At 69.8% G+C, this 12204-nt stretch carries 7 protein-coding genes; all 7 read left to right on the top strand.

Annotated features, from left to right (window positions below):
* Positions 1–6 precede the first annotated feature (6 nt).
* The 7 genes from JN22_RS31840 to JN22_RS31810 all read left to right on the top strand — a co-directional run bounded on the left by JN22_RS31840 (position 7) and on the right by JN22_RS31810 (position 12203).
* Positions 7–1305: a hypothetical protein gene (locus JN22_RS31840; protein ID WP_085557908.1), complete on the top strand. Its 1299-nt coding sequence runs from the start codon at positions 7–9 to the stop codon at positions 1303–1305.
* Positions 1306–1329: 24 nt separating this feature from the next.
* The gene (locus tag JN22_RS31835) at positions 1330–1833 is read left to right on the top strand and encodes a hypothetical protein (RefSeq protein ID WP_085557907.1); all 504 of its coding nucleotides are present in this window, start codon (positions 1330–1332) and stop codon (positions 1831–1833) included.
* Between the two features lie 77 nt (positions 1834–1910).
* Entirely contained in the window at positions 1911–2231 is a 321-nt protein-coding gene (locus JN22_RS31830; protein ID WP_179166327.1) for a DUF1799 domain-containing protein, read from the top strand.
* A gap of 99 nt (positions 2232–2330) precedes the next feature.
* Positions 2331–8738: a tape measure protein gene (locus tag JN22_RS31825; RefSeq protein WP_143268962.1), complete on the top strand. Its 6408-nt coding sequence runs from the start codon at positions 2331–2333 to the stop codon at positions 8736–8738.
* A complete protein-coding gene (locus JN22_RS31820) occupies positions 8735–10279 on the top strand; it encodes a hypothetical protein (RefSeq protein WP_085557904.1) in 1545 nt (514 codons plus the stop codon). The genes JN22_RS31825 and JN22_RS31820 overlap by 4 nt, the downstream gene beginning before the upstream one ends.
* Complete coding sequence (locus JN22_RS31815; RefSeq protein WP_085557903.1) at positions 10276–11148, top strand: hypothetical protein; 873 nt, start codon at positions 10276–10278, stop codon at positions 11146–11148. Before JN22_RS31820 ends, JN22_RS31815 begins: the two co-directional genes overlap by 4 nt.
* Complete coding sequence (locus JN22_RS31810) at positions 11145–12203, top strand: hypothetical protein (protein WP_143268960.1); 1059 nt, start codon at positions 11145–11147, stop codon at positions 12201–12203. The genes JN22_RS31815 and JN22_RS31810 overlap by 4 nt, the downstream gene beginning before the upstream one ends.
* Position 12204: the final 1 nt, after the last annotated feature.

The following is a 12204-nucleotide window of genomic DNA, read 5'->3' as shown; positions in this document are numbered from 1 at the left end:
GCCATCATGGCGACCCTGCCCAGCTCCCCGGTCCACTGGGACCATAAAGCCGTTCTCGCCGACGTCGAGACCGCCTTCGGCGACGGCGCGGCGGCACTGACCGGCGCCAACGCCATCCGCCTGTGGGACGTGACGTGGACGCCGCTGGAAGCCGACATCAAGGAGCTTCCGTATGTGAAGCCTTTCTTCGGCGCGAACGCCTCCATCCTGCTGAACAAGCGCTCCAAGCTGTCGGCCAAGGTCGCCCTGGTCGGCGCCGGCACCGCCGGCATTCCCTGCTGGGACATCTTCGCCCGCGCCGGCGGCGCGGTCCGCGCGCAGGTCGCCGCGACGGCCAATGCCACCATCGCCGCCACGGCGGTCAAGACGAGCGGCACCGGCGCCTTCGCCTACGCCCGAACCACGGCCTATGGCGGTGTCCACCCGCGCACCGCGACGCTGACCTGCACGACGCCGGGCGGCACCGGCGTGGCCGCCTTCACGGTCGCGGCGCCCGCCCTGGGATCGGACCCGGCCTATTCGGAAACCGGCGTCGTCATGACCACGGCCTCGCCCTTCCAGCTGCCGGGCGGCGCGGTCATCACCCCCAGCGCGATCGGCACCAACTTCGCCGCCGGCGACGTCTTCACCATCGCGTTGACGCCGGCCGGCTGCACCTACAGCCCGTCGAGCGACCGCGCCGGCCACAAGAGCCTGGAAGTGGTTCTGACCCTGCCGGACCCGGAGGACGCCGCCAAGGTCCAGCGGTGGCGCATGCTCGGCGGGCGCTGCACCATCAAGGCCAGCGGGACCGCCGACGATTTCCCGTACTTCGAGATCGAGGTGACGGCCGATTACGCGGCGCCGGTGCTCGTGCTGGAGATCGAGCCCGATTACACCGCGTGGCCCGACCCCCTGGTCGTGTCGACGGAGAACACGCCGCTGGCCAACCTCTTCGGCCAGGACGTCGTCTTGGAAAGCTTCGGCTGGGACGCCGGCAACACCGTCGAGTACGTCTCGCGCGTCGGCCGCAAGGGCGCCCGCATCAACGACGCCAAGGCCAGCCTCACCGCCAAGATCGAAGCCCCCTCCATGGCGTCGATCGACTTCTTCGCCCTCTGCGTCAGCCGCGCTTTCGGGACGTTCGTGCTTCAGCACGGCGTCGACGCCGGCGACGCGGTGGTGATCCGCGCCGACCGCTGGCAGCTCGACCCGCCGAAGCCCGGCGAGAGCAAGAAGGATTTCGTCTTCGACCTGTCCGGCAAGGCGGTGCCCCTGACCGAGGGTACCGACTGGACGATCTTCGCCTCGGCCGCCGCCGCGTAATCCCGAAACAGAGGATCCCTTTCCATGAGCAAACCCGTCTTCGTTCTCGACGATGATCTGACCGTCACCAGCCCGGTCCACATCCAGCAGCCGACCTCGGCGCGGACCGGCGGCGGCAAGTCGCAGCAGGGCTTCGTCACCCGCACCGCCTACGTCACCTTCCGCGTGCCCACCGAGGACGAGCTGGACGACGTCTCCGAGCAGGTCCAGCGCCACAACGAGGCGCAGGTCAAACGCATCGCCGACGTGGAGCGGGAGCGCAGCGAAGCGACCGACGACGCCGAGCGCGCCGCCGCCGAACGCCGGCTGACCGAGCTGCGGCGCGAGCTGCGGCTTCAGCAGGCCGAACAGCTCAAGGCGTTCGTCGTCGACCTGCCGGAGGGGCACGGTTTCGCCGAGAAGGACGGCACGCCCTGTGAGTTTTCGCCCGACCTGATCGGCCGGCTGTGCCAGTACCGCGCCGTGCGCGCCGCGCTGTGGACGGCCTTCCTGCTCGTGCTGAACGGGGATCCGAAGCGGGGAAACTGATCGCGGCCGTCCGTCGCTGGGCTGGGGCGGACGCTTCCTCCCCCCAGCGGCGGCGGGCGGTCTCGCCCAACCCCACGGTGGGCGACTGGGCGGAGCTGACCGGCGCGGAGCCGGTCGCCGAGGCGGCGAGGGAGGAGGCGCCGGACATCGTGCGGGTGTGGGCCGGGGTGTGGCCGGTCTTCGAGTTGTTCATCGCGGCGGAACGGCTGTGGCGGTATCCCGCTTTGGGAGGCCCACCGATCGGCCTGGACTGGGCACAGTTGCGCGTCCTGGCCGATGGGTACGGGGTGCCCTGGGACCGCACCACGCTGGTGCTGATCCAGGCGGCCGAGGCCGAGGCGGGCGGCATCTGGCTGGCGGAATGGAAGCGGAAGAACCCGCCAAAAACCAAGGGATAGCGGGGTATCCCCCCGCAGATTGCCCCGTCGAACGGGGACGGCGCGACGGTCGATAATGGCCGTCGCGCTGTTCTTTTTCCGGGTTCCATCGTGGCGAACATGAAGGTCGCTTTCCAGTTCACCGCCGACGCCGCCGGGCTGATCGGTGGTGTCCGTGTGTCGCGCGAGGAAATGGACAAGCTCGCGGCGACCGCCACCGGCGCCGGGTTGCGCGGCGTGGCCGGGGACAGCGTGACCGACCTGGGGCGGCTGGGCGACGCCGCGAACGATGCCGGCGCCGCACTGCGCCGTGTCGGTGACCGCTCCGGGGTTGTGTCGCTGGAGGAGCATCGCCGGGCCACCGGCGCACTGTCCGCCGACATGGGGGAGGTCTCGGAGCGCGCCAAGCTGTTGCAGCGGACGGTTGCCGATGGGGCGGCCGTCCATCGGCAGGCCGCCGACATCCTGTCGGTTCACAGCGGCATGACGCGGTCGTTCAGCGCGGCGCTGGACGGGGCCAACGACCGGGCATCCGGCCTGACGGACATGCTTGGCACCCTTGCCGGCGGCCTGAAGACCATGGGCGCTCTGCTGGCGGTCGATCGCGTGCTCGCCTTCGGCGGCGAGCTGATCGGCGCCGCGTCGCAGGCGCAGCAGTTGGAACGCCGGCTGGCCAGCTTGGTGGGCACCGGCGCCGCCCTGCGCGACAATCAGGATTGGCTGTCGAAGTCGGCCGACCGGCTGGGACAGAGCACCGCCGTCCTGGCCGACAGCTACGCCCGCCTGCTGAACCTGTCGCGGTCCGGTCTGGTGACGGTCGACCAAGCCCGCGCCTTCACCGAAGGACTGGCGAACGCACAGGTGAAGTACGCGGCGGACGCCGGCCGGATGGGCGACGTCATGTACGGCCTCAGCCAAGCGTTGGCCTCGCCCATCGTCCACATGGAGGAATTGAATCAGGTCGTCGAGCCGCTGCCCGGCCTGTTGCTCGACCTGGACAAGGCAGCCGGGTTGCCGACCGGTGGCTTCCGCAAGCTGATCGCCGAAGGCCGGGTGACGTCGGAGGTCTTCCGCGACACCCTGCTGAAGGCGCTGAAGGGCTACGCCGGAGAGGCCGAGCGCGCATCGGGATCCGTCGAAGCCGCGTTCCAGCGGATCGAGAATGCGCAGCAGCGGTTCCTGGCCAACGGCGGCAGGCTTCTGATTGACGGTTGGATCAGCATCCTGAACGCTGGAACGACCGCCCTGAACACGGCCGACAGCGCGTTGTCCTGGGGAACGCGGAAGACGGACGAAGCAGCGTTGGTCCGCGAGCAGTTCGCCCTGGATCGCCTGCTCGACCGGCGGCGCCAGTTGGAGGCCGACCGCGCCCGCTACGCCGCCGGTGCCGGCGGCGTCTACGCCAAACGCAACCTCGCCATGACGGACGGCCAGCTGGCCGACGTCGAGAAGGACATCGACGCGAGCCTTGCGAAGCTACGGACATTGGAGACCGCGCTCGGCGACGCGAAGGACGGCTGGGCCGAAATGTGGGGGTCGGCGGAAGCTGGTCAGTCGGTCACCGACAAGCTGGCCGGCCGCCTCGCCGATGCCGCCGACGCCGTCGACCTGGTTGTCACCCGCAACGGCCTGCTGACCAAGTCGGAGGTCGAGCTGCGGACGCAGACCGACGTTCTGACGCGCGTTCTCGCCCTGCCGCCGGCCGAGCTGAAAAAGCTGGGGATTTCCGCCGCCGACGCCGCCTTCCTGATGGGACAGCTGGAGGAGAAGATTTCCCCGGTCGCGGCGGCGATCGCACGGTTGAAGCGTGAGGCGGCCACCGTCGAAGTCTCGCCCAAGTTCCGGAGCTTGTACGAGACGCTGGATCAGGCCGAGCAGGACAAGGGCCGGCCGCTGACCGACGACGAAAGCGCCGGCCTGACGGCGGCGTGGCGCACGAAGCGGAACGCCGACAGCGCGGAACAGGTCCGCCTGACCAACGAGGCGGCGGCGGCGGCCGACAAGCTGGCGAAGGCGCAAGCCAGCGGAAACCCGGCCACCATCGCCGCCGCGCAGGCCGACAAGGCGGTCGCGGATGCCCTGCGCGACGGAGTCATCGTCCAGGCCAACGCCGCCTCCTTCCGGACCGGAAAGCTGCGCGAGGCCATGGCCGGCCTGTCCGGTCAGGCCGGCGAGGCCGCCACCGCCAGCAGCCGGCAGGCCCGCCAGCTGCTCGACATGGCCGCCGCCACCGAGAAGGGCGGCGCGGCGGTCGCGGCGGTGACGCTGGCGCAGCAGATCGAGAACGAGACGCTGAAGGTCGGCGCCGGCGCCCATGGCGAGCTGGCGGCGCGGTTGACCGAGGAGGACGCCGCCCGGCGGACGCTCGCCGCCGCGCAGTGGAACCGCGATCTTGACCTTCAGATCACCGCGACGAAGGCCCTGGCCGAAGCCGGGCTGGGCGGCGCCAGGGCGGTGGCCGAGGCCACCATCCGCAATCAGGCCGCCGCGCAGGTCGAGAAGGAAGGCGTGGCCGTCGACGGCGAACGGGCCAAGGCGATCGGCGCGAAGACGGCCGAGCTGGTGAAGTGGCAGCAGCAGCAGGGCTACAATCAGGCACTCCGCTCGAAGGATGAAGAGATCCAGCTGTTGCAGCTGGAGCAGTCCCTTCAGGGCGAAGGCGAGACAATCCGCACCCGTACCCTGGAACTCGCCCGCGCCGAGCTGGAGATCCGTCGCCAGTTCCCGAACGCGACCGAGGACGAGGTCGCCGCGCTGCTGCGCAAGCACGACGCGGCCATCCGGCTGCGCGCCGACATCGAGCAGCAGGGCGCGCTGTGGACCGAACTGGGCCGGCTGGGCGAGCAGGCGTTCGACCGGGTCGGCAGCGCCATCACCGAAGCCTTCGCGCAGGGCACCGCCTCGACCATCAGCTGGGGGTCGATCGCCAAGGCGGTCATGTCGGAGGTCATCCAGGCTGCGCTGACCCTCACCGTTCTGAACCCCATGAAGAACTGGATGACGGGTGGCAACGCCCCGTCGCTCTTCTCCGTGGGCGGTTCCGCCACCGGTGCCCAGTCGGGCGGCGGGTTGACCGGCAGCCTGACCAACACCGCCCTGTCCAAGGGCGGCGGCTGGGCGTTCGACAAGCTGACCGGCGGCGTCAGCCTGATGGACAAGGTCGACCTCTGGGGCGCCAATGCCTTGGGGATCGGTACGGCGACCTCCACCATCGTGCCGGCGGTCGGCGGACAAGCCGCGACATTCGCCGCCACGACGATCAACCCGGCCACGGGCAGCCTTGCAGCGTACAACAGCTGGGGCACGGCCGGCGCGCAAGGGGCGGGCGCTGCCGTCAATGGCGGGATATCCGCCTATCTCGGCGCTGCCGGTGCGGGCGCGTTTGGGGGCATGATCGGGGGATACCTTGGCACCGCCACCAATTCTAAGGTTGTCGGCGGTCTCTCGGGCGCAGCCCTCGGCGCTGGTGCCGGGTACCTTGCCACCATCATGGGATTGTCCTCTCTCGGCGGGCCGGTAGGCGCGGCGGTCGGCGCCGTGGTCGGCGCCATCATGGGGCTGTTGGGCACCGTCAAAGCGTCGGTCGGCCCCAACGCGGCCGGCAATCTGTACCTCGACAAGACGGGCACCAAGAGCGGACCGAGCGCCGGCGACAACGGCATGGACGGCACCGACCTGACGGCGATCACCGACGCCGTGTCGCAGTCCGTCAACACCATCATCAGCGGCATCGGCGCTTCGTTCCGATCCGGCCAGTCCGAAATGAACTTCGGGCATATCGAGTATTACCAGAAGGACAACAAGTGGTCGTACACCCCCATGCTTGCGGGGAACACGGCCGGCGAAAAACAGGAATACGGGTCGCAGGAGGAAATGGTCGCGGGGATCATCCGCGACACGCTGAAGCGCCTCGACGCGGGTGGTTACGTCAGCGGCGTCAACGCGGACGTCCGGACAGCGCTGACCAACAGCAAGGCGACGAAGGCCGAAGACCTCGCCACCGACGTCGAGTATGCCGCGGGCTTCCGTCAGCAGCTCAATGCGCTGACGGCGTCGTTGGATCCGACCAACAACCAGCTGGCTGAGTTCACGAAGAGCGCCAAGGAACTGGGTGAGAAGGTCAAAACCAACATCGTCGATTGGGCCAGCAAGGCTCGGGAACTGGGCCTTGCAACCGACGCGGAGTTGCTGCCGGCGCTTCAGAATGGTCTAACGGCGATGCTCGGCCTCGGTCCGGTGGTCCAGCCCTTGCGCGGTCTGGACGCCGTCACCGAACAGGCCCGTATCAACTTTGAGACGTTGGCGCCCAGTCTCGCCGCCGCTGGCTTCACCGCAGGGCAGCAAGTGGACTTGCAGACCCGCTACCTCGCCAAGGCCCGCGAAGACTACCTGACCAACGTCAACCTGATCCAGGCGCAGGGCGACACCGCCGTCGCGGCGCTGCTTGATCCGTCCGCCCGCCTCTCGGCCGTCACCCGCATGACCGCCAACGGCTTCGACATGACCATCAGCGGCATGGAGCGGATGGGCCGGACGATCGACGCGGTGGAGCTGTCGGCGCGCACCGGCTCCCTGACGGTCGGCGACCTCACCTTTGCCCTTGGCCAGATTGATGAGCAGTGGCGATCCGGTGCCCTGACCGCCGAGCAGTACAACGCCTCCATCCAGAGCATCACCACCGCGTGGCAGACGTCCATGGCCGTCGCCAACACCCTGCGCCAGGGCGATTGGACTGTGACCTCGGCGATCGACCCGACCCGCAAGCAGGACGCCGGCGCGATTCTGGCCGATGCCGGCATCGTCGAGACGGCGGCCGGCGTTGCCGGCTTCCGGACGCAGCTGGGCGCTTTCCTGACGACGGCCCGTGCCGGCACCGCCACGGCGGCCGACCTGACCTATACCCACGGCCAGCTGCAGGGCTTGCTACGGTCCGGCGTCATCACCACGCAACAGTACCAGACGGTGCTGGGCACGCTGACCGGCGCCTACACCGACGCCACCACCAGCGCCGCCACCCTGGCCGCCACGATCCGGACCGGGTCGGCCAGCGTCGCCGCCCTGGCCGATCCGACCCGCACCAGCTCGGCCGCCGACATCCTCGCCGATGCCGGCATCGATGTCGCCGCCGCTGGTGTCGGCGCGTTTGCGACGCAGCTGGACGCCTTCCTGGTGACGGCCCGCTCCGGCGCCGCCACCGCTGGCGATCTGACCTACACCTACGGCGTGTTGGAGCGCCTGTTGACCGCCGGCGTCATTACCGGCGAGCAGTACTCGACCGTGCTGGAGCAGATCACGGGCGCATGGACCACCGGGCGGGACAGCGCGTCGCAGGCCAGCCAGCGGGTTGACCAGACGTGGACCAGCGCCGTCAGCAAGGCCGCGCAGCAGGTCGGCGAGGAGTGGCGGACCGCCGCCGCGTCGGCGCGTCAGGCGGCGGCCGACTGGACGCGGGTCGGCGACAGCATGCAGTCGGCGGTCGACGGCCTGTTGGTCAACCGCGACCTGTCCAACCTCGGCGCCAAGGCCATGTTGGACACCACCGAGCAGCAGTTCACCGACGCCGCCCGCGTCCTGACCGACTATCAGGCCAAGCTGGCGCTGGGCGGTCCGGGACCGTCCGACGAGGAGCGGCAGGCCGCCGTCGACGCCGCCGGCAAGATGGACACGCTCGGGCAGCGCTATCTGGAGGAGGCCCGCGCCTACGGGTTGGGTGCCGAGGAGTACGACCGCCGTCTCCAACAGGTCCAGGGCATCTGGACCGCGACCCGCGATCTCGCGCGGTCGCTCGCGACGGCCGAGACGAGCCGCGCGCAGGGCCTCGATCGCCAGATCGACTGGCTCTCGCGCCTTAACGACACCATGTCGGACAGCGGCGCCACCAGCGCCGGGTTGCTGGCCGACATCGTCGCCGCCATTCGCGAGGGCCGGACGCCGGTCCAGACGCCAGCCACGCGCGCCGGTGCCTGGATGACCGATTGGTTTGGCCGGTACAACACGCTGCTCGGCGACCAAGCCTCCGGCCGGCTGTCGGCCGATCAGGTCAACGCCAACGGCGTCTCGTTGTACAACGAGAAGATTGCGCAGGCGAACGCGCTGGGCACCGATCCGGCGGTTTGGCGGGCCGTGATCGACGCGGCACGCGGCGCCACCAACGGCGGGCCAACCGGCGACTGGTTCGCCCAGCTCGCGCACGATCGGTCCATCCCCGGCTTTGCAACCGGCGGTCACCATGTCGGCGGCGCCCGCATCGTCGGCGAACGCGGCGCCGAGCTGGAGGTGACCGGCCCGGCCCGCTACTGGACGCACGAGCAGACCAAGGACATCCTCTCGCCCAAGTCGGTCAGCGTGTCGGTGGACATGGCGCCGATGGTCACGGCGATCGGCGGCGTCACCAGCGCCGTGATGGACATCGGCCGGCTGATATTGGACCTGTCGTCCCGCGTCACCGACATGGCCGAGGCCATCGCCGACCTGTCCCGCTCCCATGGTCAGCTCGCCGTGCAGGTTCGAAAGCTGGCCGGCTCATGAGCGACGTCTGGGCCGCCAAGATCGACCTCACGCGCCCCAACGGGACCGCCGAGACGCTGTTCCTCGGCGACGGCGCGGTGCTGCCGCTGCCGCACGACGATCCGGACTATCCCAACATGGCAATCCGGCAACGGCTCGACGGTCCGCCCTCCTACGCCACCGGTGTGTCGGCCGACCTGTCGACGTTGGCGGCCGACGTCGGCGCCGGCCAGCTTCAGTTGCTCAACGGCGACGGTGCCTTGAGCTACCTCGCCGGCTGCGCGATCGGGGCGATTGAGGTTCGGCGGGGGCGGGACGGCCTGTGGTGGCGCGATTGGGATCCGGTGATGCGGGGCCGGGGCGAAACCGCGCAGCCGGCCCTGTCGCGGCAGCAGGCTCGGCGCGTGACGATCGACATCTATGATCTGCGGGCGGCGCTGGACGATGCGGTCGAGACGCGGACCTATGGCGGCACCAACGCCGGCGCAGTGGGGTACGATGGTACTCCCGAGGCCGGCAAGGGCAACAGCGTGCCGCTGTGCCTCGGCCAGCCGGACAACGTGCCGGCGGTGGTCGTCAACTCCATCAGCCGCGCCTACCAGTGGGACGCCGGGCCGGCGGATGGCATGACGGCGTTCTGGGACGGCGGGGCGGCGGCCGGCATGGGCTTCGTCGCGACGTCGTCCGGCGCCGGCTTCGACACGGCGACCCTCTCGGCGACCCAGTACGCCGTCGATACCCCGCGCGGCCTGATCCGGCTCGGCGGCACGTTGGGCAATGAGATCACCTTCACCCCGCGCGGCCGGCGCGACGCCGGCGGCACCTACATCGCCACCGCTCCGCACGCCATCCGCTGGGCGCTCGGCAAGCGCGGCGCCGGCACCATCGGCGCCACCCTGACGGCGTGGGCCAACGCCGCGCCCATCGGTGCGTGGTGGCCGGGCGAGGTGCGATACCGCGAGGTCATCGACCTGATGCAGCGGTCGGCCGGCGGGGTGGCCGTGCCCGACGCGCTGGGGGCGTGGCAGGCCGTGGTGATCGACGTGCCCGGCGCGCCGGCGATGACCATCACGGAGGGGCAGGTGCTCGACATCGGCGTCGACGATCCGTCCCTCGCCGTGCCGGCGTGGAAAGTGACCATCAAGGGCCGGCGCAACCACCGGACGCTGACCCGCTCCTCACAGGCGACCTCGGTGCGGGACACGGACCGGGGACGGTGGCTGACTGACGAATGGCGTCAGGCCGTCGCCTCGGCCCCGTCGACGCAGGCCCGCTGGCCCGACGCCCGCCCCATCGAGATCGAGACGGCCTTGACCAGCCAGACCGACATGGAGGCCCTGGCCGCGCGGCTGCTGTCGGTGCTCGGCCCGCGCGCTGACAACACGCCCCGCCGGAGCCTGTGGATCGCGGTCGAGGCGACCGCCGCGCGCCTCGCGCTGCCGCTGGGCAAGACGATCCTGCTCGACTACCCGCCGGAGGGAATGGCCGACCCGCTGCTGTACATCGGCCGCAAAATCGCCAGCCCGAGGCGCAATTTGATGACGATGAGGCTGTTCGGATGAGCGCCGGCAACGCCGCTGTGTTGGACGAGAACCTCGCATTGACCGCCACCTTGTCGGGCGGGAACTGGGCGCGCTCCGTCGAGAACCTGTTGGACCCGACCGTCAAGGAAGTGACGGCCCGGTGCGTCTCCGGCAAGATCGACGACGCATGGTTTGACATCGTCTTTCCCGATCGCACCAAGTTCGACACCATCGTGCTGGCCGGCGGCACCCTGCACCGTGCGGCCGGCTACCGGCTGACATGGTACAGCGACCCGGTCGACCGTTCCCCCGGCGCCATCCTTGTCGGCGGGCCGTCCGCGCCGGTGCTTCCGGTGTACCCGCGCGCCGGCCGGGCGGCGGCAGCGTCCTACTTCCAGAAGAACTGGTGGCGGTTGGGGCCGTCCGAGCGCGACCTTGCCGGCAAGACGCGCCAGCTGGTGACGCGCCCGCCGAACTCCCCACGCTGTCGTGCGCTGCGGGTCGAGATCGACAACAAGGGATTTCCTCTCGACCTCGGGCACCTGTTCGTGACGCGGGCCTTCCGGCCGGAATGGCCGCACGATTGGGGACTGGTGATCGAGCCGGTCAACAGTTCGCCCGTCGACACCACGCCGGGCGGCCGGCGGATCGTCGACGTCCGGCCGGCGCCACGACGCAAGACGGTGCGCTTTGTCGACCTGTCGGAAGACGAAGCCATGCACTTCTTCGACATGGGGCAGGGCCTCGGCAGCAGCGGTCCACTGCTGATGGTCGAGGACATCACCCAGTCCCGTCACCTGTGGCGGCGGACGTGGCTGGCGACCTTGGAACAGGGGGGCATCAGCGTGACGCAGAACGAAGGCGACCTCTGGTCGACCGAGCTGAAGCTTTTGGAGATCATCGGATGACATCACGCCCGACCACCGAAATCGACCGCGCCAAGGGTGGCTACTGGAACAGCGATCCCGTCTCACTGACCAATCCCGGCGGCATGGACGAGAGCGAGGACGGCACCATTGCCGGCCATGTCGACAACTTCCCGGCGGCGGTCCGGGCTGTGGGGGCGATGACGCAGTGGGTCGGCGAGCAGGCCGAGCAGACCGAGGAGCAGGTCGCGCTGGTACACGCCGACCGGTTGGCGACCGAGACCGCCGCCGCTGTCGCTGCGGCGGGCGCGGGCGATACGATCTGGGGCGGTCTGGCGACCGGCACCACCGGCACCACCAACGCCCTGGTCGTGACGCCGGCCGTGCCGGTCACGGGCCTGTACGATGGTCTGACCGTGCGGTTCGTGACGCCGGCCGCGAACACCGACGCGGTGACGCTGGTGGTGGGTACGGCACCCGTCAAGCCGTTGTGCGACGCGCGGGGCACGGCTCTGGTCGGTGGCGCCCTCTCTGCCGACCTCGTCACCACAGTGAGCTATGTTGCGACGGCCGGGCATTGGCGTTTGGCGGCCTCGCCCAACACCTTGACAGCTTGGCTCCAGACCATCGCCGGCACCTTGGGCAGCCTCGCCTTGCGGATCGGCGAGGCGGGGTCCGGTTTCTATTTGGTCTCGTCTGGGGTCTGGACAGCAGTTGCGGGTGGTGTCGAGGTGTTCCGCGTCGCGGCAACGGGGGCTATCGCTCTGTTCCGACCTGTGGTGCCGAAGGCGGTCACGCCGGCGTGGGCGTCCTCCATCACGCTGGACCTGACGGCCGGCAACAAGTTCGCCGTCACCCTGGGGGGTGCCACGGTCTTCCCCAATCCGACGATCACGGCGGCGATGGTCGGCATGGAGTTCACGATCAACGCCACGCAGGACGTCTCCGGCAACCGTGCGGTCAGCTTCGGCAGCTACTTCAAATTTCCGAATGGCACAGCTCCGGTAGCGTCCACGACGGCCGGCAAGCGGGACAAGATCGTGTGCGAGGTCGTCAGCACGACGGCCATTGATGCAACCTTCATCGGCGGCTTCTGAC

It is taken from the genome of Azospirillum agricola, from assembly GCF_020005195.1.
In the GTDB taxonomy this organism is placed as follows: Bacteria; Pseudomonadota; Alphaproteobacteria; order Azospirillales; family Azospirillaceae; genus Azospirillum; species Azospirillum agricola.
This window is presented reverse-complemented; position numbering and strand designations above follow the sequence as displayed.

Excerpts from the sequence above, each read along its gene's own strand:
- JN22_RS31840 (WP_085557908.1), top strand. The coding sequence starts at position 7 with ATGGCGACCCTGCCCAGCTCCCCGGTCCACTGGGACCATAAAGCCGTT.
- JN22_RS31835 (WP_085557907.1), top strand. The coding sequence starts at position 1,330 with ATGAGCAAACCCGTCTTCGTTCTCGACGATGATCTGACCGTCACCAGC.
- JN22_RS31825 (WP_143268962.1), top strand. The coding sequence starts at position 2,331 with ATGAAGGTCGCTTTCCAGTTCACCGCCGACGCCGCCGGGCTGATCGGT.
- JN22_RS31820 (WP_085557904.1), top strand. The coding sequence starts at position 8,735 with ATGAGCGACGTCTGGGCCGCCAAGATCGACCTCACGCGCCCCAACGGG.
- JN22_RS31815 (WP_085557903.1), top strand. The coding sequence starts at position 10,276 with ATGAGCGCCGGCAACGCCGCTGTGTTGGACGAGAACCTCGCATTGACC.
- JN22_RS31810 (WP_143268960.1), top strand. The coding sequence starts at position 11,145 with ATGACATCACGCCCGACCACCGAAATCGACCGCGCCAAGGGTGGCTAC.